Origin of the sequence: Stenotrophomonas panacihumi (genome assembly GCF_001431645.1) — a bacterium.
In the GTDB taxonomy this organism is placed as follows: Bacteria; Pseudomonadota; Gammaproteobacteria; order Xanthomonadales; family Xanthomonadaceae; genus Stenotrophomonas_A; species Stenotrophomonas_A panacihumi.
On sequence record NZ_LLXU01000057.1, the window covers coordinates 1 to 24130 of the forward strand.

The 24130-nt window shown below is 68.0% G+C and carries 19 protein-coding genes; 12 read left to right on the top strand and 7 right to left on the bottom strand.

The window, feature by feature from the left end:
• Positions 1-91 precede the first annotated feature (91 nt).
• The 4 genes from ARC20_RS04785 to pilB all read left to right on the top strand — a co-directional run bounded on the left by ARC20_RS04785 (position 92) and on the right by pilB (position 4444).
• Positions 92-529 (top strand): pilin, encoded by a 438-nt coding sequence (locus ARC20_RS04785; protein WP_057645228.1) that lies wholly within the window; start codon positions 92-94, stop codon positions 527-529.
• Positions 530-594: 65 nt separating this feature from the next.
• Positions 595-1737, top strand: coding sequence for a methyltransferase family protein (locus ARC20_RS04790; protein WP_057645162.1), 1143 nt, complete (start codon positions 595-597; stop codon positions 1735-1737).
• A gap of 91 nt (positions 1738-1828) precedes the next feature.
• Positions 1829-2680 (top strand): serine hydrolase domain-containing protein, encoded by an 852-nt coding sequence (locus ARC20_RS17865; protein WP_081418035.1) that lies wholly within the window; start codon positions 1829-1831, stop codon positions 2678-2680.
• Between the two features lie 24 nt (positions 2681-2704).
• Positions 2705-4444 (top strand): type IV-A pilus assembly ATPase PilB, encoded by a 1740-nt coding sequence (pilB, locus tag ARC20_RS04795; RefSeq protein WP_057645164.1) that lies wholly within the window; start codon positions 2705-2707, stop codon positions 4442-4444.
• A 72-nt stretch (positions 4445-4516) separates the two neighbouring features.
• On the opposite strand, the gene ARC20_RS04800 is transcribed toward pilB, so the two are convergent.
• A complete protein-coding gene (locus ARC20_RS04800) occupies positions 4517-5899 on the bottom strand; it encodes a sigma-54-dependent transcriptional regulator (protein WP_057645166.1) in 1383 nt (460 codons plus the stop codon).
• A 98-nt stretch (positions 5900-5997) separates the two neighbouring features.
• On the bottom strand, positions 5998-7611 hold the full coding sequence (locus ARC20_RS04805) for a sensor histidine kinase (protein WP_057645170.1): 1614 nt from the start codon (positions 7609-7611) through the stop codon (positions 5998-6000).
• A 239-nt stretch (positions 7612-7850) separates the two neighbouring features.
• Here ARC20_RS04805 and sucC point away from each other — a divergent pair, with 239 nt between their 5' ends.
• From sucC to ARC20_RS04820, 3 genes are all read left to right on the top strand, one after another.
• Complete coding sequence (gene sucC, locus ARC20_RS04810) at positions 7851-9020, top strand: ADP-forming succinate--CoA ligase subunit beta (protein WP_057645173.1); 1170 nt, start codon at positions 7851-7853, stop codon at positions 9018-9020.
• Positions 9021-9041: 21 nt separating this feature from the next.
• Complete coding sequence (sucD, locus tag ARC20_RS04815) at positions 9042-9920, top strand: succinate--CoA ligase subunit alpha (RefSeq protein WP_057645176.1); 879 nt, start codon at positions 9042-9044, stop codon at positions 9918-9920.
• Between the two features lie 209 nt (positions 9921-10129).
• On the top strand, positions 10130-11767 hold the full coding sequence (locus tag ARC20_RS04820) for an NAD+ synthase (RefSeq protein ID WP_057645179.1): 1638 nt from the start codon (positions 10130-10132) through the stop codon (positions 11765-11767).
• Between the two features lie 199 nt (positions 11768-11966).
• On the opposite strand, the gene ARC20_RS04825 is transcribed toward ARC20_RS04820, so the two are convergent.
• The gene (locus tag ARC20_RS04825; protein WP_057645181.1) at positions 11967-12851 is read right to left on the bottom strand and encodes an outer membrane protein assembly factor BamD; all 885 of its coding nucleotides are present in this window, start codon (positions 12849-12851) and stop codon (positions 11967-11969) included.
• A 114-nt stretch (positions 12852-12965) separates the two neighbouring features.
• Between ARC20_RS04825 and rluD the strand changes: the two genes are divergently transcribed.
• From rluD to ARC20_RS04840, 3 genes are read left to right on the top strand one after another with little or no spacing between them, the layout of a single operon-like run.
• Positions 12966-13946: a 23S rRNA pseudouridine(1911/1915/1917) synthase RluD gene (gene rluD, locus ARC20_RS04830; RefSeq protein ID WP_057645184.1), complete on the top strand. Its 981-nt coding sequence runs from the start codon at positions 12966-12968 to the stop codon at positions 13944-13946.
• The gene (gene pgeF / locus ARC20_RS04835) at positions 13946-14719 is read left to right on the top strand and encodes a peptidoglycan editing factor PgeF (RefSeq protein WP_057645186.1); all 774 of its coding nucleotides are present in this window, start codon (positions 13946-13948) and stop codon (positions 14717-14719) included. The genes rluD and pgeF overlap by 1 nt, the downstream gene beginning before the upstream one ends.
• The gene (locus tag ARC20_RS04840) at positions 14716-15243 is read left to right on the top strand and encodes a DUF4166 domain-containing protein (RefSeq protein ID WP_057645190.1); all 528 of its coding nucleotides are present in this window, start codon (positions 14716-14718) and stop codon (positions 15241-15243) included. Before pgeF ends, ARC20_RS04840 begins: the two co-directional genes overlap by 4 nt.
• A 54-nt stretch (positions 15244-15297) precedes the next feature.
• On the opposite strand, the gene otsA is transcribed toward ARC20_RS04840, so the two are convergent.
• The 4 genes from otsA to ARC20_RS04860 all read right to left on the bottom strand — a co-directional run bounded on the left by otsA (position 15298) and on the right by ARC20_RS04860 (position 21825).
• Complete coding sequence (otsA, locus tag ARC20_RS04845) at positions 15298-16665, bottom strand: alpha,alpha-trehalose-phosphate synthase (UDP-forming) (protein ID WP_057645192.1); 1368 nt, start codon at positions 16663-16665, stop codon at positions 15298-15300.
• On the bottom strand, positions 16662-18440 hold the full coding sequence (locus tag ARC20_RS04850; protein WP_057645195.1) for a glycoside hydrolase family 15 protein: 1779 nt from the start codon (positions 18438-18440) through the stop codon (positions 16662-16664). The genes otsA and ARC20_RS04850 overlap by 4 nt, the downstream gene beginning before the upstream one ends.
• A gap of 43 nt (positions 18441-18483) precedes the next feature.
• Positions 18484-19248, bottom strand: coding sequence for a trehalose-phosphatase (gene otsB / locus ARC20_RS04855; RefSeq protein ID WP_057645197.1), 765 nt, complete (start codon positions 19246-19248; stop codon positions 18484-18486).
• Positions 19249-19383: 135 nt separating this feature from the next.
• Positions 19384-21825 (bottom strand): TonB-dependent receptor plug domain-containing protein, encoded by a 2442-nt coding sequence (locus ARC20_RS04860; RefSeq protein WP_057645200.1) that lies wholly within the window; start codon positions 21823-21825, stop codon positions 19384-19386.
• A 173-nt stretch (positions 21826-21998) separates the two neighbouring features.
• On the opposite strand from ARC20_RS04860, the gene ARC20_RS04865 reads away from it, so the two are divergent.
• Complete coding sequence (locus ARC20_RS04865) at positions 21999-22487, top strand: DUF3574 domain-containing protein (protein WP_057645203.1); 489 nt, start codon at positions 21999-22001, stop codon at positions 22485-22487.
• A gap of 31 nt (positions 22488-22518) precedes the next feature.
• Positions 22519-24114, top strand: coding sequence for a SulP family inorganic anion transporter (locus ARC20_RS04870; protein ID WP_057645206.1), 1596 nt, complete (start codon positions 22519-22521; stop codon positions 24112-24114).
• Positions 24115-24130 lie beyond the last annotated feature (16 nt).

Below are 24130 nucleotides of genomic sequence, written 5' to 3' on the forward strand. Positions count from 1 at the left end.
GCAGACTTCGTGCCAAAAAAGACCCCGGCCTAGGCCGGGGTTTTTTTTGGCACGAAGTCTGCTTGCCATGTTGGACGTACAGGGGAACGACATGAGACTTCAAAGAGGCTTCACGCTAATCGAATTGATGATCGTGGTCGCGATCATTGCCATCCTGGCGGCCATTGCGTTGCCTGCGTACCAGGATTACCTGATTCGAGCCCAGGTGTCGGAAGGCTTCAGCCTTACCTCCGGCGCAAAGGTGGCCGTCGAGGAGTATCACTGGGCGACGGGCGTGGCGCCGGTGAGCAACGAAGAGGCGGGATTGGAAGAAGCAGCGAAAATCTCGGGGAAATACGTCTCGTCGGTCACCGTGGGTGATGGCGGCGGAATCACCGTGGCGTTCGCAAGCCCGGCGGCAAACAGCAAGATTGCGGATGCCGAGCTGCAGCTGGTGCCTGATTGGAGCGGCGAGGGCTCCACGGTGTGGACGTGTGACGGCACTGGCACGACGCTCGACGCGAAGTACCTTCCCACTATCTGCCGCTAGTTCATGGTCTGATAGGTAGCGTGGAATCCTTGCTCCGAAGTAGTGTTCCCGGCCGTACCTGTTTCATGGGAACCCTGGGCGCGGGCGCGGCATTCGCGCTCTGCTGGAGCCTCCAGCTGCCTCCGGCCATGTCATTGCCGATGCTGCTCGTATGCGGTGCGGCGCCTATGTGGTGGCTGGAAGGTCGGCGCGACTGCACACAGGCCGAAGGGCGAACCGAACGGGCGGCGTTTCGCGACTGGGTTCTGGGTGCGCTGGCTGTGGTCACGCTCGTCGCCGCCAGCACGGCAGCCCAACTCAATTGGGGTGGTGCAAAGACCCGCATGATGCTTGACGTCCTCCCCGCCATCGCGGGCGCGGTCGTCCTCATGTTGGTGATTTCCTGGCGAGACTGGCGAGCGGGCTTGCCTGAGGCGGTGTCTTCGCTGGGGACGATCCTTCGCAAGCGGAGCGTGGCATCGGAGGGTGCGCTGACTGTCTTGCTGGGCTGGTGCGTCAAGGCGGTCTTCGTTCCCTTGATGCTGGTTTGGTGCCATGTCTGGCTCGCGCTTGCCGTGCAAGCGTCCATCGTGCCGACCGTGCTTGGCGGATTCATGGTTGTCGTGGCATTCCTCTATGCCATCGACACCTGCTTTGCGGTAATCGGCTACGTCAACACCAGTGCCCGGATTGCCGCGCAGATTCGGTCCGTTGATCAAACCTGGTTGGGCTGGTTATCCGCGCTGGTTTGCTACCCGCCTTTGAGTGTCCTCGTGCTGGACACTTGGCTGGTCTACAAGACTTCCGAGGACTGGTTGCATTGGTTTGCACGGTTCCCGACCTTCGGAACCTTCTGGGGCTTCCTGGTCGTGCTGACGACCGGGATATACGTCTGGGCGACGGTGGTGTTTGGTCCTCGATTCTCCAATCTGACCTATCGAGGGCTGATTACCGCCGGCCCCTACAGGTTTGTTCGTCATCCGGCGTATCTGAGCAAGAACCTTTCCTGGTGGCTGATCTTCACTCCCTTCCTGTCATCTCAGGGGTGGAGAGTTGCCGTGACGCATTCTCTGGCCCTGCTGGCGATCAATGGCATCTACTGGCTGCGGGCGCGGACCGAGGAGAGACACTTGTTGCGCTATCCCGAATATCGGGCCTACGTCGACTGGATTCGGCGCAACGGTGTGTGGGCCTCGCTGATGGGGAGGCGTGGTCGTGAGATGGCCTGATCGCCGCAGCGTGCGCTGGGGGGCTTGTCTGCTCGCTGCCGCGCTGGCGGGATGCGCAAAGCAGACACCTGATCAGTGCCTCCAGGATGCCATGGCCACTCCGGAACTGTTTGGTGGTCTCATGATCGTGGGCACGGGGTCGAGTGCCACGTGGATATACGCGGATGACGCTGCGAAAGCCCGGCGAGGCCGGTCTCAGGCCGCCGCCAGTCTCACCAAGCCACTCGTGGCCGCGGAAATCGCGCGCATGGTGGCAAGAGGGGATGTCGCCCTGGATCAGCCCATCTCGGCGGCATTGCCTGACGTGGAGATGGATGACAAGGTGTTTGGGCGTGTCACGATACGCCGACTTTTGCAGCATACGGCCGGCTTCGATCAGGGGGTAAGCGGGGAGCCATTGCTTCAGGTCAGCGGAGCGGAGCGCTGCCCTGCGGCCGCCCGCGCAGTCCTGGCTCGTCCCCTCGATTTCGCGCCGGGAGCGAGAGTTGTCTATAGCAACGCGGGTTATTGCCTGCTCGGCGAGGTCATCAAGCGTCACGATCCCGGGCTGACGCCTGGCCTGCGACAGGCACTGGGAGCGCGCTTTGGCGCAGCAGGCGGGTGGCATAGCCCGCTTGATCAGCTTTATGAAGCGCTATCGAAGACCTTGCCCGTACCTGACCTGCCGCCGGAGGCGAAGTTGCCGGACGGCTCCTACTACGGGTTTGCCTGGCGGCGGTGGCCGGAAGGCGCCGACATGCCACCCTGGACACACTTTGGTCGTTTGCCGGGTACGTTCTCGGTCGCACTGACGGATGGGCGGTCACATCTGCTGGTTGCGCATTTCCGGGGCGACCCACTGGACTACAATGAAACCGGCAAAGCCTTCTCGCGAAAGGCTTGGCGCTGTCTTGCGGACTGGCGCGGGGACGCTGATCATTCGGCGGCGCCAGGGCGCGGCTAACACATCGGATATCGGGGAACTTCAATGAACGCAGTAGCCACCGCCAACCTGGTCGGCATCACCGGCATCGCTCGCCGCCTCGTGCAGGACGGCGCCATGGACGAGGCCGCCGCGCGCGTGGCCATGGACCAGGCGGCCGCCGCCAAGGTCCCCCTCCCGCAGTGGTTCGCCGAGAAGAAGCTGGTCTCCGCCGCCCAGCTCGCCGCCGCGAATGCGGTTGAGTTCGGCATGCCGCTGATGGACGTCTCGTCCTTCGACAGCAGTCAGAACGCCATCAAGCTGGTCAGCGAAGAGCTGCTGCAGAAGCACCAGGTGCTGCCGCTGTTCAAGCGTGGCAACAGGCTGTTCGTCGGTGTCAGTAATCCCACCCAGACCCGCGCGCTGGATGACATCAAGTTCCACACCAACATGGTGGTGGAGCCGATCCTGGTCGACGAAGACCAGATCCGCCGCACGCTGGAGTCCTGGCAGGCCAACCACAGCAACATCGGCGACGCCCTGGGCGGCGGCGATGATGATGGCATCGCCAATCTCGACGTCGACAGTGGCGGCGACGAAGACATGGGCAGCACGGAAGCCGGCGTCGACGCCAAGGGCGACGACACCCCGGTCGTGAAGTTCGTCAACAAGGTGCTGGTCGATGCGATTCGCAAGGGCGCATCGGACATCCACTTCGAGCCTTACGAAGAGGACTACCGCGTCCGCTTCCGCATCGACGGCCTGCTGAAGAACGTCGCCAAGGCGCCGGTGAAGCTCAGCCAGCGCATTGCCGCGCGCCTGAAGGTCATGTCGCAGCTGGACATCGCCGAAAAGCGCGTGCCACAGGACGGCCGCATCAAGCTCAACCTCTCCAAGTCCAAGCAGATCGACTTCCGCGTCAGCACGCTGCCCACGCTGTTCGGCGAGAAGATCGTGCTACGTATCCTCGACGGCAGCGCCGCCAAGCTCGGCATCGACAAGCTCGGCTACGAGCCAGTGCAGCAGAAGCTGTTCCTGGAAGCCATCCACAAGCCCTACGGCATGGTGCTGGTCACCGGCCCGACCGGCTCGGGCAAGACGGTGTCGTTGTACACCGCGCTGGGCATCCTCAACGACGAGACGCGCAACATCTCCACCGCCGAGGACCCGGTCGAAATCCGACTGCCCGGCGTGAACCAGGTGCAGCAGAACAACAAGCGCGGCATGACCTTCGCCGCCGCGCTGCGCTCGTTCCTGCGACAGGATCCGGACATCATCATGGTCGGCGAAATCCGCGACCTGGAAACCGCCGAGATCGCCATCAAGGCGGCGCAGACCGGCCACATGGTGCTCTCCACGCTGCACACCAACGACGCGCCGCAGACCATCGCGCGCCTGATGAACATGGGCATCGCCCCGTACAACATCACCAGCTCGGTCACGCTGGTGATCGCCCAGCGCCTGGCGCGCCGCCTGTGCTCGAACTGCAAGCGCCCGGTGCAGCTGCCGGAGAATGCGCTGCTGGCCGAAGGCTTCACGCCGGCGCAGATCGCCGCGGGTATCGAGCTGTACGAGCCGGTGGGCTGCGATGAGTGCACCGAGGGCTACAAGGGCCGTACCGGCATCTACCAGGTCATGCCGATGACGGACGAGATTTCGACCATCATCCTGGCTGGTGGCAATGCGCTGCAGATCGCCGAAGCCGCGCAGACGATCGGCGTGAATGACTTGCGCCAGTCCGCGCTGCTGAAGGCTTCGCAGGGCATCACCGGCCTGGCGGAGATCAATCGCGTCACCAAGGACTGACGTCCTCGCATCGTGGAAATGCAAAGGCCGCCCTCGGGCGGCCTTTTGCTTTGGGGCGATGATGCCTCGCCCTCACTCCATCCCAAGCTTCTTCAGCTTGTACCGCAGCGCCCTGAACGTGATGCCCAGCTGCGCCGCCGTGCGCGTCTTGTTCCAGCGATTCTCTTCCAGCGCCTTCTGGATCGCCGCGCGTTCCAGCTGCTCGATATACGAGGGCAGCGCGGCCGCACCCGGCTCCACGTCCACCACCGCTTCCAGCTGCTCGATCGGCGTGCCGGCCACCCGCGCACCATTGTGCTGCGGCAGCCGCAGGTCGCTGGCGCTGATCTGGTCGTCCTCGGCCAGGGCCAGCGCGCGTTCGAGGATGTTCTCCAGTTCGCGCACGTTGCCCGGGAATCGGTAGTGATCCAGTGCCTCCAGCGCGGAAGGCGACAGCAGCGGGATCGGCCGCCCGTGGCTGCGCGCCAGCCGGGCCAGGATCGCCGCGGCCAGCTGCGGCAGGTCACCGCCGCGCTCGCGCAGCGGCGGCACGCGCAGTTCGATCACGTTGATGCGGTAGTACAGGTCGTGGCGGAAGCGGCCCTCGGCGACGAGGTCGGCCAGGTCCTTGTGCGTGGCCGAGAGAATGCGCACGTCCACCGGCACCTCATTGGCGGCGCCGACCGGGCGCACCGACTTCTCCTGGATCGCGCGCAGCAGCTTGACCTGCATCTGCAGCGGCAGCTCGGCGATCTCGTCCAGGAACAGCGTGCCGCCGTTGGCGGCCTGGAACAGGCCCGGCTTGTCGGTATGGGCGCCGGTGAAGCTGCCCTTCTTGTGGCCGAAGAACTCGCTTTCCATCAGCTCGGCCGGGATCGCGCCGCAGTTCACCGGCACGAATGCGCCGCCGCTGCGCGCGCCCTGTTCGTGGATCGTGCGGGCCACCAGCTCCTTGCCCACGCCCGATTCGCCCAGGATGTACACCGGCGCCTGGCTGCGGGCGACCTTGGTGATGGTGGCGCGCAGCGATTCCATCGCCACCGAGTCGCCAAGCAGGCGGCTGGCCTGTTCCGGCGGCGGAGGCGGGGGCACCGGTCGCTCGGCGTTGTTGAGCTCCAGCGCGTGGCGCACCAGCCCGCGCAGCACCGAGATGTCCACCGGCTTGCTGACGAAGTCGAATGCCCCGGCCTTCAGCGCTTCCACGGCCAGGTCCATGCTGCCGAAGGCGGTGATCATGGCCACCGGCGTGCGCGGGTAATGGCGGGCGATCTCGGTCACCAGCTCGATGCCATTGCCGTCCGGCAACCGCATGTCGGTGATGCACAGGTCGTAAGGGTTGTTCGCCAGCAGCTCGCGGGCTTCGGCGAGGTTGGCGGCGGTGCTGATGCGCAGGCCCATGCGGCCCAGGGTCAGAACCAGCAGTTCACGGATGTCGCGTTCGTCGTCTACGACGAGGGCGCTTCGGCTGTCGTTCATGAATGTGGAAGATAGCCGAAGGGGCCAGATGCGACAAATATTGCGGGTTTGCGACTTCTGGCGGCAGTCGGCCTGGGTTGAATGCGCGTGTCAGGCATTCAGGCGGGCAGGATCGTGTGCGGGCCGGGCAGGGTGATGCGGAAACAGGCGCCGCCGGCGGGCACGGCCACGTACTCCAGCCGCGCCTGGTTGGCCCGGCACAGCTCCCGGGCGATGTACAGGCCCAGGCCGGTGCCGTGCTCGGACGTGGTGAAGAAGGGCCGGAACAACTGCGCGGCCACGGCTTCGGGGATGCCCGGTCCGCGGTCCATCACGTCGATGACCGCGGTGCGCTCCTGCGCGGCCACGCGCAACCGCACCCGCGCCGGTTCGTCCATCGAACGCCCGTACTTGAGCGCGTTGTGGACCAGCGCGGTGAGGATCTGGTGCAGGTGCTTGGGGTCGACCAGCGCCTGCACCGAGGTCTGCCCGATCACCGCCTCGAGACTGTCGTTCTCCACCGACAAGGTCTGCCGGTACTCCAGCACGAAGCGGCGCACGAACGCGGCCAGGTCCAGGTTCTCCGGGTTGGCGCGCTCGCGCCGCGCCAGGCCGAGCACGCTTTCGACGATGCCGTTGGTGCGCTGGCACTGCTGGTTGATGATCTGCAGCAGGCGGCGGTCGGCCTCGCCGATGGCCGGGGATTCTTCCAGCAGCTGCGCGGCGTAGTTGATCGCCGCCAGCGGGTTGCGGATCTCGTGCGCGAGGCTGGCCGAGAACCGGCCCAGTGCGGAAAGCGTCAGCGATTCGGCCCGGCGCGAGACCACCGTGGCGTCATCGAGGAAAACCAGGGTGAGGTCGCTGTCGGCGAGCAGGCGGGCGAAGCGCGGCTGCACCTCGGGCTGGTCGGGGGACAGCTGGAGTGGGGCGTCATCCTGCTGCCAGCCGTTGCGCCAGCGCTGCAGGCGGCGCGCCAGTTCCGGCGCGGCGCTGGACAGTTCCAACAGCCCGCTGACCGTATTGCCTTCCGCATCGCCGATCAGCGTCATGGCCGCCTCGTTGGCCAGCGTGATGCGATTGCCCGCATCCACCACGAGCACGCCGGTGCGCATGCGCCGGATGATCAGCTCGTTGACCTCGAACAGGTTGGCCACCTCGGCGCCGCGGCGCTCGGCCAGTTGCTGGTTGCTGCGCGCGCGCTGGCCAATCTGGTAGCAGATGTAGGCGATGGCCAGGTAGCTGGCGGCGAACATGGCCAGTTCGGCCAAGGTGCGGTTGCTCTGGCTGCCCTCCAGCACGCTCCACAGGTACTCCATCACCGTGGCGGTGCAGGCGACCACCGCCACGCCCATCGCCAGGCGCAGCGGCAGCAGCATGCCCGCGGCGGCGATGTTGAACAGCAGCATCATCGAGATGCCGGCGCTGGCCGTGGGCAGGGCGTGGGTCATCAGCGCCGCGGCGACGATGTCCACCGTCACCGAGCAGAACACGATGGTGTTGAGCCACTGCTCCTTGCGGCCCCACGCCAGCAGGCCTAGCGCCAGCAGCAGGTAGGCCACCGCCAGCGCCTGCGCCAGTTGCGGCAGGCGCGCCTCGCCCACCAGCGCCGAGAGCGGGCTGAATACCAGCGCGGCAATCAGACCGGCAACCAGCACCCGGTACAGGGCGAAGAAATACAGCTCGCGCCGGGGGACGGACTCGATGCGGTCGATGAGTGAAGCGCTGGGCGACAAGCCGAACTCCCCTTCGGTTTGGTCAGGGGCCGAGTATAGGCCGCCGCACTGGCCAGCCAGCAGGCGCCGCCTCCGCCCCTTCACGCGGCCGGGCCCGTCCCCGCCACGATAGTCCTTCTCGATTTTGCGCCACGGGGCGCGGTGGGCGACAATAGGCGGCCCGCTTGTGCGCCTTGGCCGTGGTTTTCGGCCGCCGGCGCACGTTTCCGGCGGTCGAATTCCTTTTCCCACGGTGACGCATGAATTTCCACGAATACCAGGCAAAACAACTGCTTGCCGAATACGGCATCCCGGTTCCGGCCGGCAAGGTTGCTGCGACGGCCGATGAAGCGGTCGAAGTGGCCAAGTCCCTCGGCAACGGCCCCTGGATGGTCAAGGCGCAGATCCATGCGGGCGGCCGCGGCAAGGCCGGCGGCGTCAAGTTCTGCAAGACCGTCGATGACGTGAAGGCCGCTGCCGGCAAGATGCTCGGCACCAAGATGGCCACCTACCAGACCGCCGGCGTCGAGCTGCCGATCAACCTGGTGCTGGTGACCACCGCCGGCGAGATCGTCAAGGAGCTGTACCTGTCGGTGCTGGTCGATCGTGGCACCCGCACCATCAGCTACATCGCCTCGTCCGAGGGCGGCATGGAGATCGAACAGGTCGCCGCCGAAACCCCGGACAAGATCCACACCCTCAACGTCGATTTCGTCGAGGGCGTGCAGGGTTACCACGGCCGTGACATCGGCTTCAAGATGGGCCTGACCGCCAAGCAGGCCGGCCAGTTCGCCAACATCATGGTGAACCTGTACCGCATCTTCAACGAGAAGGACCTGGCCCTGGTGGAGATCAATCCGCTGGCCATCCTGGACGACGGCAACCTGTACGCGCTGGACGGCAAGTTCAACAGCGACGACAACGCCAACTTCCGCCACAAGGAACTGGTCGCCATGCGCGACAAGTCCCAGGAAGACGAAACCGAAGTCACCGCTTCGGAGCTGGACATCAACTACGTCACCATGGACGGCAACATCGGCTGCATGGTGAACGGCGCCGGCCTGGCGATGGCCACCATGGACGTCATCAAGCTCAACGGCGGCGAGCCGGCGAACTTCCTGGACGTGGGCGGCGGCGCGAACAAGCAGCGCGTGATCGAGGCGTTCAAGCTGATCCTGTCCTCGGACAAGGTCGAGGGCATCTTCGTCAACATCTTCGGCGGCATCGTCCGCTGCGACATGATCGCCGAGGGCATCATCGCCGCGGTGAAGGAAGTGGGCGTCAAGGTTCCGGTCGTGGTGCGCCTGGAAGGCACCAACGTGGAAGAAGGCAAGCAGCTGCTGCGCGACAGCGGCATGGCCATCATCCCGGCTGACAACATCAACGACGGCGCCAAGAAGGTCGTTGAAGCCGTCAAGAACGCCGCCTGATCCGACACCGAAGGAAATCCAATGTCTGTTTTGATCAATAAGAACACCAAGGTGATCGTGCAGGGCTTCACCGGCCAGCAGGGCACCTTCCACGCCACCCAGATGATCGAGTACGGCACCCAGGTCGTCGGCGGCGTCACCCCGGGCAAGGGCGGCACCACCCACATCGACCTGCCGGTGTTCAACACCGTCGCCGACGCCGTGGCCAGCACCGGCGCCGACGCCTCGGTCATCTACGTCCCGCCGCCGTTCGCGGCCGACGCGATCCTCGAAGCGGCCGCGGCCGGCATCAAGGTCATCGTGTGCATCACCGAGGGCATCCCGGTGCTGGACATGTTGCGCGTCAAGAACGTGCTGACCCGCTCGTTCCCGGAGACCGTGCTGATCGGGCCGAACTGCCCCGGCGTGATCACCCCGGGCGAGTGCAAGATCGGCATCATGCCGGGCCACATCCACATGCCGGGCAAGATCGGCATCGTGTCGCGTTCGGGCACCCTGACCTATGAAGCGGTCAAGCAGACCACCGAAGTGGGCCTGGGCCAGTCGACCTGCATCGGCATCGGCGGCGACCCGATCAACGGCCTGAACTTCGTCGACTGCCTCAAGCTGTTCAACGAAGACCCGCAGACCGAAGGCATCATCATGGTTGGCGAAATCGGCGGCGACGCCGAGGAAGCCGGCGCCGAGTACATCGCCAAGTACGTGAAGAAGCCGGTCGTCGGCTTCATCGCCGGCGCCTCGGCCCCGGCCGGCAAGCGCATGGGCCACGCCGGTGCGATCGCCTCGGGCGGCAAGGGCACCGCGGAAGGCAAGTTCGCCGCGATGGAAGCCGCAGGCGTCACCACCGTCCGTTCGCCGGGCGACCTGGGTGCCGCGATCGCCGCGCGCCTGAAGAAGTAATTCGACGCCTCGGCGTTGATGGGAAAGGCCGCCTCCGGGCGGCCTTTTCTTTTGGTGCCGTGTCCGGCGGCCAGGTTCGCGATCCCGCGCATCTGGAATAATGGGCGTGCAGCGCAGCCCGTGGCTGTCCGCGCCGCCCTCGCGCGCGGGCACACGGACCTTTTCCCCCGTGCGGCCCTCCGGCCGCCGGCGCCACACCGAGGCACCGCATGTCGCAGACGCTCCGCATCGCCCTGGCCCAATTCGACTTCCCCGTCGGCGCCGTGGCCGGCAACACCGCGCGCATCATCGAGTTCATCGCCCAGGCGCGCGACGAATTCGGCGCCGACCTCGTGCTGTTCCCCGAGCTGGCGCTCAGCGGCTATCCGCCGGAAGACCTGCTGCTGCGCCCCGGCTTCCTGTCTGATTGCGAGCAGGCCGTGCAGCGCATCGCGCAGGCCGCGCAGGGCATCGTGGCGGTGGTCGGCTGGCCGCAGAGCGCGGGCAGCGTGGTCTACAACGCCGCCTCGGTGCTGCGCGAAGGCCGCGTGGCGCATACCTACCGCAAGCGCGAACTGCCCAACTACGCGGTGTTCGACGAGCGGCGCTATTTCGACGTGGACCCGGACGGCGGCAACTGCGTGTTCGAGGTCAAGGGCGTGCCGGTGGGCCTGGTGATCTGCGAGGACCTGTGGTTCCCCGAGCCGTTGCGCGGCACCGTCGATGCCGGCGCCGAGCTGGTGCTGGTGCCCAACGCCTCGCCGTTCGAGCGCGGCAAGCACGCCCAGCGCGACGCGCTGCTGGCCGAGCGCACCCGCGAGAGCGGGGCGGCGATCGCCTATCTCAACGTCGTCGGCGGCCAGGACGCGCTGGTGTTCGATGGCGCTTCGGTGGTCGCCGATGGCGACGGCACCGTGCACCCGGCCGCGGCTGCGTTCACCGACCAGTGGCTGGTGGTCGAATACGCCGCCGACGAGCGCCGCTTCCTGCCCGTGGTGTGGATGGACGATGGCGACGAAAGCATGGACGCGCTGGCCTGGCGCGCGGTGGTGCGCGGCGTGCGCGACTACTGCGCCAAGAACGGTTTCCGCAAAGTCTGGCTCGGCCTGTCCGGCGGCATCGATTCGGCACTCGTGCTGGCGATGGCGGTCGATGCGCTCGGCGCGGAGAACGTCACCGCCGTGCGCCTGCCCTCGCGCTACACCGCCGATCTGTCCAACGACCTGGCCGCCGAGCAGTGCGCCACGCTCGGCGTGAAGCTGGAGACGGTGGCCATCGAGCCGGCCTTCGAGGGGCTGCTCGCCGCCCTGGGCCCGATGTTCGAAGGCACCGCGCCGGACATCACCGAGGAGAACCTGCAGTCGCGCAGCCGCGGCGTGATCCTGATGGCGCTGGCCAACAAGTTCGGCGGCCTGCTGCTGACCACCGGCAACAAGAGCGAATACGCGGTGGGCTACGCCACCATCTACGGTGACATGTGCGGCGGTTACGCGCCGTTGAAGGACCTCTACAAGACGGAGGTGTTCGGCCTGGCGAAGTGGCGCAACACCGTGGGCGGCGCGCCGGTGATTCCGCCGGCCGTCATCGCCCGCCCGCCGTCGGCCGAGCTGCGCGCCAACCAGACCGACCAGGATTCGCTGCCGGCCTACGACGTGCTGGACGGCATCCTGTACCGCTACGTGGACCAGGAGCAGTCGCGCGAGGAGATCGTCGCGGCCGGTTATGCGGCCGAGGTGGTGGACAAGGTGCTGCGGCTGGTACGCATCAGCGAGTGGAAGCGCCACCAGGCCGCGCCGGGGCCGAAGGTGTCGCGCCGGGCGTTTGGTCGCGAGCGCCGTTATCCGATCACCAACGGCTACGCTGGCTAGTCCCGCTGCGCGGGCCTAGCCCCCAAAGTTTGCTGCGCAAACTTCGGGCCCCAGCTCTTTGCCTTGCCTATCCCCCGCGCCTTCGGCGCGCCCCCCTTAACAGAAGGGGGGCTCTACCTTCGGATGGATGGTCGGGAGGTGGAGGACAAAAAGAAAGGGCCCTTGCGGGCCCTTTGCTTTTCGTTCGATCAGGGGACTGTTACTTCTTGTCCATGATCGCGTTGCGCTGGCCGGTCGCGGCGGACTTCTCGCCGGCGAAGGGGTTCAGCTTGCGGATCGCCCACGGGTACTTCGGCCACTTGCCGGACAGCCACGGGTGCTGCGGGTCGTTCAGTTCCAGCACGCGGCGGGCATCGTCGGCCAGCTGCTTGTTGCCCAGCTGGGTGTAGGACTCGGCCAGCACGGCGACGGCATCGTACTGGAAGGCGCTCTGCGGGTAGGTTTCCAGCAGGTAGTTGGCACGACCCGTGGCCGAGACCCAGGCGCCGCGGCGCATGTAGTACAGCGCGTTGTCCAGCTCGTGCTGGGCGAACACGTCGCGCAGCACGATCATCCGCGCGCGCGCATCGGCGGCGTAGCGGCTGTTCGGGTAGCGGTCGGCGACGGTGTTGAAGTCGTTGTAGGCCTGCAGCGGGGTGGAGAGGTCGCGGCGGCTCGGGTCCAGCGACCAGACGCGGCGCAGGAAGATCGTGTCGCGGTTGGAGTTCGACAGGCCGCGCAGGTAATACAGGTAGGCGATGTTGCGGTGGGTCGGGTAGGTGCGGATGAAGCGGTCGATGCTCGACACCGCGTCATCGTGCTTGCCCGCCTTGTACTGCGCGTAGGCGATTTCGATCATCGCCTGCTCGGTGTACGGACCGTAGGGGTACTGGGCGATCAGGCGCTTGAAGCTGCCCTCGGCGCCGGCCCAGTTGCCCTTCTTGGCCAGGTTGTGGGCCTTGTTGTACAGCTGCTCGACGGGGACGCCCTCGTCGGGGTTCTTGTCCTTGGCGCCGCGGTGGCAGCCGGTGGCGAACAGGGCCACGACCAGCAGCAGGGCGAACAGGCGGAAGGTCGCGGACATCGTTGCGGAGCGTCGGATCATGGGTCGGGCGGGACGCAGCTGGAAAACGAAAGGGCGATGATAGCCTAGTGGCCTGTCCAGCGACTGAAATTCCCCGCCGGATGCCGATTCCCACCCCTTTGTCGTGCCTTCACCATGTCCCAGACCCCAGCTGATCCCCGCCAGGCCGTCGTGCCCGATGGCGCCGCCGGCCGCCGCTTCGACGCCGTCCTGGCCGAGCTTTTCCCCGAATTCTCGCGCTCGCGCCTGGCCGAATGGATCAAATCCGGCGACGCCCTGCTCGATGGCAACCCGGCGCGCCCGCGCGACCCGGTCAAGGGCGGGGAGGTGGTCACCCTGCAGGCCGTGCTGGAGACCCAGACCCACGCCGTGCCGCAGGACATCCCGCTGGACGTGCTCTACGAGGACGACCAGGTCTTCGTGATCGACAAGCCGGCCGGGCTGGTCGTCCACCCCGGCGCCGGCAACCCGGACGGCACCCTGGTCAACGCCCTGCTGCACCGCGACCCGTCGCTGTCGGCGCTGCCGCGCGCCGGCATCGTCCACCGCCTGGACAAGGACACCAGCGGCGTGATGGTCGTGGCCCGCACGCTGGAGGCGCAGACTGCGCTGGTCGAGCAGCTCTCCGCGCGCGAAGTCCACCGCCAGTACCTGGCCGTGGTGGTCGGGGCGCTGGTGTCCGGCGGCACGGCCAACGCGCCGATCGACCGCCACCCGCGCGACCGCCTGAAGATGGCCGTGCGCGAGGATGGCCGCGACGCGGTCACCCATTTCCGCCTGCGCGAGCGCTTTCGTAGCCACACCGCGCTGGAATGCCGCCTGGAAACCGGCCGCACGCACCAGATCCGCGTGCACATGGCGCACCTGAAGCACCCGATCATCGGCGACCCGCTGTACGGCGGCGCGCTGAAGCTGCCCAAGGGCGCCACCGAGGAACTGGCCGCCGAGCTGCGTGGCTTCAAGCGCCAGGCGCTGCACGCCGAAACGCTGGAGTTCGCCCATCCCGTCAGCGGCGAACCGGTGCGCGCCAGCGCGCCGGTGCCGGCCGACCTGAAGCGGCTGATGGACGCGCTGCGCGCCGATACCGCGCAGGCCGCCGAGCGCGAACGCCGCTGATGGCCACGCCCTGGCTGCCCGCCGACTGGCCCGCGCCCCCCGGCGTGCGGGCGTTGGTGACGCTGCGCCACGGTGCGGGCGTCTCGGCGCCGCCGTTCGATGATTTCAACCTCGGCAACCGCAGCAGCCCGGAAGGCGACGCGCCGGAGTCGGTCGCCGCCAACCGCGCGCAGCTGCAGGCGCTGGCCGGCCTGCCATCCGCGCCGCACTGGCTGCGCCAGGTGCACGGCACCGGCGTGCTGCGGTTCGAGGCGCCGCCCGCCGGGCAGGGCCCCGAATACGAACCCACCGCCGACGCCGCCGTGACCGCCACCCCCGGCGTGGTGCTGGCGATCCTCACCGCCGATTGCCTGCCGGTGGTGTTCGCCGCCGACGATGGCGGCGAGATCGGCGCCGCCCACGCCGGTTGGCGCGGGTTGGCCGATGGCGTGCTCGAACGCACCCTGGCCGCCCTGCGCACGCCACCGTCCCGGCTGGTCGCCTGGCTCGGCCCGGCGGCCGGCCCGCAGGCTTACGAGATCGGCGAGGACGTCCACGCGGCCTTCGTGGCGCACGACCCTGCGGCCGAGGCCGCCTTCGTCGCCACCCGCCCGGGGCACTGGCGCGTCGATCTCTACGCCTTGGCCCGGCAACGGTTGATGGCCGCGGGCGTGCCGGCGGCATCGATCCACGGCGGCAGCCACTGCACGATCTCCGAGCCGGCGCACTTCTTCTCGCACCGCCGCGACCGTCGCAGTGGCCGCCTCGCCACGCTGGCCTGGATCGCGCCATGACGCCGCTGTTCGCCCGCGTGCTGGGGCCGCGCTTCGAGGCGCTGGCCCCACGCGTGCGCGAGCTGCATTCGATCCCGGCCCGGCAAACCTGGTCCGGCGTGGCCCGCATCACGCGCGGGCGGCATCCGCTGGTGGCGCCCTGCGCATGGCTCGCGCGCCTGCCGCCGACCGCGGACAGCGTGCCCGTGCAGGTCGAGTTCGTGGTCGATGCGCGCGGCGAGCAGTGGCTGCGCCAGTTCGGCACGCATCGCATGCCCTCGCGGCTGTGGGACGAAGGCGGCCTCCTGCGCGAACGGCTCGGCGCGCTGCGCTTTGAATTCGACCTGCGCGAAGACGCGGGGCAGATCCACTGGCGCGTACACCGGGTGTGGGCGTTCGGCGTGGTGCCGTTGCCGGTGCGCTGGTTTGGGCAGGTGCGGTGCCGCGAACGCGAGCATGCCGGGCGCTACGAGTTCCTGGTGGATGTCGCGATGCCGCTGATGGGCCCGTTCATGACATACGAGGGCTGGCTTGAGCCGCGCTGAGGCCGACGACGCGGATTGACCAGGCGGGACGCACCTCCTGCGTCCCGCGCAGGCCTACGCCGCGTCCAGCGCTTCCAGATACCGCTGCCGCCAATGATTGATGTCGTTGTGCCGCAGGTGCTCCATCATCGCCTGCCAGCGCTCGATGCGCTTGGGCCGCGACAGCGTCGCCGCCGTGGCGATCGCGTCGGCCACGCCGTCGAGATCGTGCGGGTTCACCAATAGCGCCTCGCGCAACTCGTCCGCCGCGCCGGCCAGCAGCGAAAGCACCAGCACGCCCGGGTCGTCCGGATCCTGCGCGGCCACGTACTCCTTGGCCACCAGGTTCATGCCATCGCGCAGCGGCGTCACCAGGCCCACCGCCGCACTGCGATAGAAGCCGGTCAACGTGGCGTGGGTGAAGTTCTGGTTGACGTAGCGCAGCGGCGTCCAGTCCGGCTCGGCATGCCCGCCGTTGATGTGGCCGGCGATCTGCTCCAGCTGGCTGCGCAGGTCGCGGTACTCGGAGACTTCCCCGCGCGAGACCGGTGCGATCTGTAGGTACGTGAGCGTGCCGTGCTGGTCGGGATGCCGCTCCAGGTAGCGCTCGAAACCGCGAAAGCGCTCCGGCAGCCCCTTGGAGTAGTCCAGCCGGTCCACGCCGATCGCCAGCTGGCGGTCGCGCAGGCTGCCGCGCAGGTTGCGCACCGCCTGCTTGCTCATCGCCGCCTTGGCCTGCCTGGCGATCAGTTCGGTGTCGATGCCGATGGGGAAGGCGGCCGCGCGGAGCCGGCGCCCGCCCGGTGCTTCCAGTTCGCCATCGCCCAGCAGCCGGCCGCCGCCGAACAGCCGCACGTAGGAGAGGAAGCGGTCCACGTCGCGCTGGGTCTGGAAGCCGACCAGGTCATAGGCATACAGCGTGGAGAACAGCCGCGCGTGGTCCGGCATCGCCTGCACCAGGTCGGCCGAGGGCATCGGCACGTGCAGGAAGAAGCCGATCTTGCAGCCGATCCCGCGCTCGCGCAGCAGCGAGGCCAGCGGAATCAGGTGGTAATCGTGGATCCACACCGTATCGTCTTCGCGCAGCATCGGCGCGAGCTTGTCGGCGAACATCGCGTTGACCCGGCGGTAGCCGTCGCGCTTGGCGCGGTCGTAGTCCACCAGGTCCAGCCGGAAGTGCAGCAACGGCCACAACGTGCGATTGGCGAAACCGTTGTAGTAGGCGTCCAGGTCGCGCTTGTTCAAATCCATCGTGACGAAGCGGATATCGCCATCGTCCTGTTCGTGCAGCGCGCCGCTTTCGCCGCGCGCCACCTTGCCGTTCCAACCGAACCACAACCCGCCACGTTCGCGCAGCGCGGCCAGCAGGCCCACCGCCAGCCCGCCGGCCCGGCTTTCGCCGGGCACCGCGACGCGGTTGGATACGACGACCAATCTACTCATGAAGCCTCCTGCCAACTCCGGGACAAGCGCATGGCGGCGATGATCAGCCCCACATGCGAGTACGTCTGGGGGAAGTTCCCCCATGCCTCGCCGTCCTCGAAGGCCAGGTCTTCCGACAACAGGCCCAGGTGGTTGCGACGGTCGAGGATGCGTTCGAACATCTGTCGTGCCTCGTCCTTGCGCCCGATCGCGGCGAGCGCGTCGATGTACCAGAACGTGCAGATGGTGAAACTGGTTTCCGGCTCGCCGAAGTCGTCCGGCGCGATGTAGCGGTACAGCGAATCGCCGTGCTTGAGGTCGCGGCCGATGGCCTCCACCGTGCCGATGAAGCGCGGGTCGGTGGCCTCCACGATGCCGATGTCGGCGAGCAGCAGCAGCGAGGCGTCGAGCCGGTGGCCGCCGAGCGTGTCGGTGAAGTGGTTGCGTTCCGCGCTCCAGGCTTCGCCCAGGACGTGCGCGCGCAGTTCGTCGGCGCGGGTACGCCAGTAGGCGCGGCGGTCTTCCAGGCCGAGCCGGTCGGCGATCTTGGCCAGGCGGTCGCACGCGGCCCAGCACATCGCCGCGGTGTAGGTGTGGACTTCGGCGCGGCCGCGGAATTCCCACAGGCCGGCATCGGGCACGTTGTAGAGCGCGTAGGCGCGCTCGCCCAGGGGCTCCAGGCGGCGGAAGGTGGCCGCATCGCCCGGGTCCTTCAGGCGCAGGTCGAAGAACAGCTGCGTGGAGGCGAGCACCACGCTGCCGTAGACGTCGTGTTGCTTCTGGATCCACGCCAGGTTGCCGCGCCGCACCGGGCCCATGCCGCGGTAGCCGTCCAGCGATTCGACCTCGTGCTCCTCCAGCGATGACTCGAAGCCGATGCCATACAGCGGCTGCATCGTGCCGTCGGTGGTGGCGATGTTGAAGATGTAGCCGATGAACTGCTCCATCGTGCGCGTCGCGCCGAGGCGGTTGAGCGCGCGCACCACGAACGCGGCGTCACGCAGCCAGCAATAGCGGTAGTCCCAGTTGCGCGGCGTGTGCGGCGCCTCGGGGATGGAGGTCGTCATCGCCGCGATGATCGCGCCGCTGTCCTCGTACTGGCACAGCTTCAGGGTGATCGCGCTGCGGATCACCGCCTCCTGCCAGTCCAGCGGCACGGAGAGATAGCGCACCCACTCGCGCCAGTATTCCTCGGTGCGCTCGTAGGCTTCCTGCACGTAGCCGGTGAGCGAGCGCATCAGCGATTCGTCCACGCCGATCACCAGGTGCACCGGGTGGTTGAGCACGAAGGGCAATTCGTCGCGCACGAAGCGGATCGGCACGTCGGTGGTCAGGCGCAGGGTGAAGTCCGGCAGCATCCAGCGGATGTGGTTGCTGCCCCAGGTCGATTCCGGCGCGCGCGCGCCCCAGTCGGCCAGCGGGCGCGCACGCACGACGATGCGCGGCGCGCCGGAGAGCGGGCGGATCTGCCGCACGATGCTCACCGGGCGGTAGAAACGGTTGTGGTTACGCCAGCGCGGCGCGAAGTCGATCACCTCGATCGCGCCGCCCTTGCTGTCGCGCAGGACCGTGCGCAGGATCGCCGTGTTGGGGATGTAGGCCTGCTCGCTCTCCTGGAAATCCTCAAGTTCGACCGAGAAATCGCCGCCTTCGATACGCGGCGAGAGCAGGTGGCAGAAGGCCGGGTCACCGTCGAAGGTGGGCAGGCAGCTCCAGACCACGCGGGCCTGGCGGTCGATGAGGGCACCGAAGCTGCAATTGCCGATGACGCCCAGGTCCAGGTTCGGTTCGCTCATGGGGGGAGGATCCTTGGTTGTTGCCGGGGGAGGAGCGGGAGGGTCATCCGCCGCTGGCGTTCTCCTGCAGCCAGGCGTGGACGGCGAGGGGATCGGGCAGGGCGTGGCGGGCCTGGGTCGGTTCGCGCGTGCCCACGCGCACCGCCCAGCCGCCCAGCCGCAGCGCGGCGAGGAAACCGTATTCGTCGGTGAGGTCGTCGCCGACGAACACCGGCACGCGGCCGCGGAACGGCGCGCGCTGCATCAGCTGTTCGACCGCCGTGCCCTTGTCGCTGCCCTGCGGCACGAACTCGACGACATGGTCGCCGGGCTGCAGCCGGTAGCTGGGCAGCTGGGCGATCTGGTCGTGGGCGAACGCCAGCACCGCCTCGCCGGAGTGCGGCGCGGCACGCCAGTGCAGGGCCATGCTCACGCCCTTGTCCTCGACCAGCACGCCGGGATGCGCCTGCGCCATGTGCGCGGCGCGCTGGTGCAGCGAATGCAGCCAGTCGGTGGTGTCGTCGGCGGCGGGCATGTCGCGGCGTGCGGCGAGGTCGCTGCGCAGCTCGTGGCCATGCAGGCCGGCGGCGGGCAGCCGCAGCGGGGCGAACAGCGCGTCGAGCTGGGAGAGCGGGCGGCCGCTGACCAGCGCCACGGCGCCGCCGAGGCGGTCGCTGAGCACGCCGATGGCTTCGCGCACCTGCGGCAGCAGGCGGACCCGGGCCGGGTCTTCGGAAAACTCGATCAGCGTGCCGTCGACATCGAGGAACAACGCGCAGCCGTCATCCAGCAACGGCGGCGGCGGTCGGAAAGGGGGGATTTCAGACATGCGCCCCATGATGCCAAACGGGGCGTGATATTCAGGTTATGGAACGGTGAGCGTCCACCCGGGGCGCGGACCGGGACCCGGGCGAAAGTCACCCGGGTCCCGAGCAGCCGCGGCGCGCGGGCCGCTCACGCCTGGTCAGAACGTGTATCGCACCCGCCCATACCAGTACGCGCCATTGCTGCCGATCGGCGACAGCACGTCGTAGGGCAGGTTGCCGAAGTAGTAGATGTCCTCGTTCGATTCGTCCGAATAGTTGTCCAGCACGTTCTGCCCGCCCAGCGCCACGCTCCACTGCGGGGTCACGTGGTACTCGACCTCCAGGTCCAGCTGCCACTCCGCGCCATACGTCTGGGTGGGCACGTAGCCGTCGCCGAAATCGAACACGCGCGTCGCGCTGCCATAGCGGCTCAGGCGCGACTGCAGCGACCAGCGGTCGTTGTTCCAGCTGGCGGCGAACTGCCCGCGCGTGCGCGGCGTGGCGTCGGTGAGCGTGTTGCGCTCCTCCACGCCGAACAGCACGTAGTCCGGGTCGAGCGCCAGCAGTTCGGCCGGCGTGGCGACGATGTCCTTCAGCTCGGTCTTGGCATAGCTGTAGGTGCCGGTGAGCAGCAGCTGGCCGCCGGCCAGCGCCTGTCGCCAGTTGGCGACCAGCTCGGCGCCGCGCGTGCGGGTGTCGGCGGCGTTGACGAAGAAGCTCGCGCTCTGCACGCCGGAGACGCCGAAGTTGTCCTCCACGAAGGTGGTCAGCGCATCGCCGGTGATGTCTTCCGAGAGCGCCACGCGGTCGTCGATGTCGATCTGGAAGAAGTCCAGCGACAGGTCGAAGTGCTCGCCCACGCGGCTGGTGAAGCCGAAGCTGTAGTTGCGCGACTTCTCCGGATCCAGCGGCTGCGCGCCGAGTGCCTGCGCGATCGGGTTGTTCACCGAGAGCAGGCGGCCCTGGGTGAGGCGGCCGGCGGCGTCGTAGCCGGTGGAGGTGGCCTCGTAGCCGATCTGGCTCAGCGAGGGCGCGCGGAAGTTGTTGGAGATCGCCGCGCGCAGCGCGAAGGCCGGCACGAACTCGTAGCGCGCGGCGAGCTTGCCGGTCCACTGGCTGCCGAAGTCCTGGTAGTGCTCGTAGCGCCCGGCGATGTCGGTGGAGAACTTCTCGCCGAACTGGCTCGACAGGCTCACGTAGGCGCCGAGCACGTTGCGCGACAGGTCGGCCTCGTCCTGCGGGCTCAGGCCGCCGCCGGCCTGCGAGCCGGTCGGGCGGTCGGTGTACGGGCCGGCCGCGTAGCTGGCGGGGTCGCCGGCGTGCGTGCGGTATTCCTCGCGGCGCAGCTCCACGCCGGTGCCCAGCGTATGGGTGGCCGCGTCGGTGTTGAACACCCGGCTCAGGTCGAAGTTGCCCACCGTCTGCGCGAAGGCATAGCTGCCGGTGCGGAAGCGGGTCGGGCTGGTCGGGCCGAGCGAGGCATTGAGCGAATTCTTCAGGCGGTAAGTGAAATCGTTGCGGCCGTAATCGACGCTGGCGTCGTAGTCCCATTCGCCCCACTGGCCACGCGCGCCGGCCACCAGCTGCAGGTCCTGGTTGTCGCCCAGCGACACCGGCCGGTAGCCGTTCGGGTAGACCTCCGGCCAGTTGCTGCTGTCGTCCGGGTAGCGGAAGTAGTTGTCGCCCTCGGTGTCGCGCGAGTTGTAGGTGCCGAAGGCGTAGAGGCGGCCGTTGCCGTCCTGGCCGAACGGCAGCTCGCCGTTGAACCACACGTTGACGTCCTCGCTGTGGCCATCGCCCATCGCGTAGTTGCGCTTGCCCTGCAGGGCGAGGTTGTTGTCGGTCTGCTCCCACGGCGGGATGAGGTCGAAGCCGGCGCGGTTGGTGGCCTCGCGGTTCTTGAGTTCGAAACCGGCCTTGATGAAACCGCCGTCGCCGCCCAGCCGCGTGCCGGCCTTGGCGCTGAGGAAGGTGGTCTGGCCGTCGGTGATCGTGCGGTCGATCGGCTTGAGGTCGGTGTGGTGGGCGCCGAAGCTGGCTTCCACCGCGCCGCTGTCCGGGTCGTTGTCCAGGATCACGTTGATCACCCCGGCGATGGCATCGGAGCCGTACTGCGCGCCGGCGCCATCGCGCAGCACTTCGATGCGCGAGATCGCGCTGACCGGAATCGAGTTGAAGTCGACCGGCGTGGTGCCCTTGCCGATCTTGCTGTCGGTGTTGACCAGCGCCGAGACATGGCGGCGCTTGCCGTTCACCAGCACCAGCACCTGGTCCGGCGACAGGCCGCGCAGCTGCGCGGCGCGGATGTGGTCGGCGCCACCGGAGTTGGACTGGCGCGGGAAATTGAACGAGGGCAGCAGCGCCTGCAGCGCACTGCCCAGCTCGCCGTTGACCACGCCGGCCTTGCGGATGTCCTCGGCGGTGAGCACGTCCACCGGCGCGGTGGATTCGAGCACGGTGCGGTTGCTGGCGCGGGTGCCGGTGACGATCACCGTGTCCAAGGTGGTGGCGCTGGTGGCGTCCTGGGCAAAGGCGGGCGCGGCGAGCGCGAGCGACAGGGCACTGGCCAGGGCGAGCGGGCGGGGCAGAGGGCGATGCATGGGGGGAGCTCCAACGGTGACGAAGGATGAACATTCATCCGGATGAAGCGATATGTTAACTTTCCGTCGCCGCCCAGTGGTCGGGTTTTCGACATGAAGTCATCGCCGCTGGTTATGAGTCGCCGCGTCGCGGCCGGCTAATCTCCCCGTCCTCCCGTAGAGAAGTCTCCCCCGTGTTCCAGCCCGTCGCCGTCCTGCGCAGTTCGTTCCTTGCCTTCTCGCTCCTGCTGGCCGGTTGCGCCGCCACGCCGGTTTCCACCCCGCCTGCCAGTGCCACCGCCGACCTGCGCGGCGACGCGCTGCGTCCTGCGCAGGCCAGCGGCTGGGTGCGCAGCGAGCTGTATTTCGGCGTCGGCGAGGAAAGCGGGACGGCCGACCGTCCGCAGGACGCGCCGATCAGCGAGGAACGCTGGCGCGCTTTCCTCGACAAGGAGGTCACGCCGCGCTTCCCCGATGGGCTCACCGTGTTCGACGCCTATGGCCAGTGGCTGTTCCGCGGCGCGCCGCAACCCAACCGCCTGCGCACCAAGGTGCTGGTGATCCTGCACGAGGACACGCCGCAGCGGCGCGCCGACATCGAGGCGATCCGCCTGGCATGGAAGCAGGCCACCGGCCACCAGTCGGTGCTGTGGTCGCGCCAGCCGGTCGAAGTGTCGTTCTGATCGCCCCGTCCTTCCTTCTCCCGGTCTTCGCATGAACACTTCCGCCCCCGCCGCGCGCCCGCGCTGGTTTGTCGCCGGCGACCTCAACGGCTTCTTCGGCCTGCTGGTCGACAACCTGACCATCCTCGGCTTCATCTCGATGGCGTTGATCGGGCTGTTCCAGTTCCCCGCCGAGATCGTGTTCACCCGCATGTTCCCCGGCACCGCGTTTGGCGTGCTGGTCGGCAACCTGCTCTACACGCTGATGGCCCGCCGCCTGGCCGCGCGTACCGGACGCGAGGACGTCACCGCCATGCCGCTGGGCCTGGATGCGCCCACCAGCATCGGCATGGCGTTGCTGGTGCTCGGCCCCGCGTTCGTCGCGTTCAAGGCGCAAGGCCAGAGCCCGGCCGATGCGGCGATCGCCACCTGGCAGCTCGGCATGGCCTCGCTGGTGGTGATGGGGCTGCTCAAGCTGGTGCTGTCGTTCTTCGGCGAAGCGGTGACGCGCGCGTTGCCGCGTGCTTCGCTGCTGGGCTCCATCGCCGGCATCGCGCTGGTGCTGATGGGCCTGCTGCCGCTGCTGGAAACGCTGCGCGCACCGGTGGCCGGCTTCGTCACGCTAGGCTTGCTGCTGTACGTGCTGATCGCCAAGGGCCGCTTGCCGTTGCCGTTGCCCGGCGTGCTGGTGGCGCTGATCGTCGGCACCGCGCTGTATTACGGGCTGGGCCTGGCCGGCCTGGGCGCGCCGGGCTTCGCGCTGCCGGCGTGGACGCCGCTGTCGGTGGTGCTGCCGTGGCCGAGCCTGGGCTTCCTCGAAGGCCTGCCGAACACCGTGCCCTACCTGCCGCTGCTGCTGCCGTTCGGCCTGCTGATGGTGGTGGGCGGCATCAACGTGAGCGAAAGCGCGCGCGCGGCCGGTGATGATTACCGTACCCGCGACATCCTGCTGGTCGAAGCCTTCGCCACGCTGGTGGCCGGCGTGTGCGGCGGTGTCGCGCAGACCACGCCGTACATCGGCCAGCCGGCCTACAAGCACATGGGCGCGCGCAGCGGCTACACGCTGCTGACCGGCCTGTTCGTCGGCATCGGCGGCATGCTCGGGCTGATCTCCGGGCTGGTGCAGTGGCTGCCGCTGGCGGTGCTGGCGCCGATCATCGTCTACGTCGCCATCGACATCACCACCCAGGCCTTCCAGGCCACGCCGCCGCGCCATGCCGGCGCGATGGTGCTGGGCTTCCTGCCTTCGGTGGCCTACCTGCTGGCGATCAAGGCGCCGGGCTGGATCGCCCCGGAGCAGCTGCACGCGCTTACCACCACGGCCGACGCGCATGGCCTGCCGGAGCTGGCGGTGATCTTCACCCTCGGCAACGGCTTCATCATCACCGCGATGCTGTGGACGGCGACGGTGGCGGCGATGATCGACGGCCGGCTGCGGCGCGCATCGGTGTTCCTGCTGGTGGCCGCCGCATTGGCGCTGTTCGGGCTGATCCATTCGGTGGACCCGCGCGGCGGCATCTACCTGCCGTGGCAGCTGGAAGGATTGGCGCGCACGATCAGCTGGCAGTTCGTCGGCGCGTATGTCGTGCTGGCGGCGGTGCTCGCGCTGCTGTCGTTCACGCCGGGCGCGCCGAAACGCACAACCTGAGCTGACGCGGCGGGGG

Coding starts and splice junctions, on each gene's coding strand:
- ARC20_RS04800 (WP_057645166.1), bottom strand. CDS start 5,899: ATGAACGACAGCCGAAGCGCCCTCGTCGTAGACGACGAACGCGACATC.
- ARC20_RS04785 (WP_057645228.1), top strand. CDS start 92: ATGAGACTTCAAAGAGGCTTCACGCTAATCGAATTGATGATCGTGGTC.
- ARC20_RS17865 (WP_081418035.1), top strand. CDS start 1,829: ATGGCCACTCCGGAACTGTTTGGTGGTCTCATGATCGTGGGCACGGGG.
- otsA (WP_057645192.1), bottom strand. CDS start 16,665: ATGAGTAGATTGGTCGTCGTATCCAACCGCGTCGCGGTGCCCGGCGAA.
- ARC20_RS04850 (WP_057645195.1), bottom strand. CDS start 18,440: ATGAGCGAACCGAACCTGGACCTGGGCGTCATCGGCAATTGCAGCTTC.
- pilB (WP_057645164.1), top strand. CDS start 2,705: ATGAACGCAGTAGCCACCGCCAACCTGGTCGGCATCACCGGCATCGCT.
- pgeF (WP_057645186.1), top strand. CDS start 13,946: ATGGCCACGCCCTGGCTGCCCGCCGACTGGCCCGCGCCCCCCGGCGTG.
- sucD (WP_057645176.1), top strand. CDS start 9,042: ATGTCTGTTTTGATCAATAAGAACACCAAGGTGATCGTGCAGGGCTTC.
- ARC20_RS04840 (WP_057645190.1), top strand. CDS start 14,716: ATGACGCCGCTGTTCGCCCGCGTGCTGGGGCCGCGCTTCGAGGCGCTG.
- rluD (WP_057645184.1), top strand. CDS start 12,966: ATGTCCCAGACCCCAGCTGATCCCCGCCAGGCCGTCGTGCCCGATGGC.
- ARC20_RS04790 (WP_057645162.1), top strand. CDS start 595: ATGGGAACCCTGGGCGCGGGCGCGGCATTCGCGCTCTGCTGGAGCCTC.
- ARC20_RS04825 (WP_057645181.1), bottom strand. CDS start 12,851: ATGATCCGACGCTCCGCAACGATGTCCGCGACCTTCCGCCTGTTCGCC.
- ARC20_RS04860 (WP_057645200.1), bottom strand. CDS start 21,825: ATGCATCGCCCTCTGCCCCGCCCGCTCGCCCTGGCCAGTGCCCTGTCG.
- ARC20_RS04820 (WP_057645179.1), top strand. CDS start 10,130: ATGTCGCAGACGCTCCGCATCGCCCTGGCCCAATTCGACTTCCCCGTC.
- sucC (WP_057645173.1), top strand. CDS start 7,851: ATGAATTTCCACGAATACCAGGCAAAACAACTGCTTGCCGAATACGGC.
- otsB (WP_057645197.1), bottom strand. CDS start 19,248: ATGTCTGAAATCCCCCCTTTCCGACCGCCGCCGCCGTTGCTGGATGAC.
- ARC20_RS04870 (WP_057645206.1), top strand. CDS start 22,519: ATGAACACTTCCGCCCCCGCCGCGCGCCCGCGCTGGTTTGTCGCCGGC.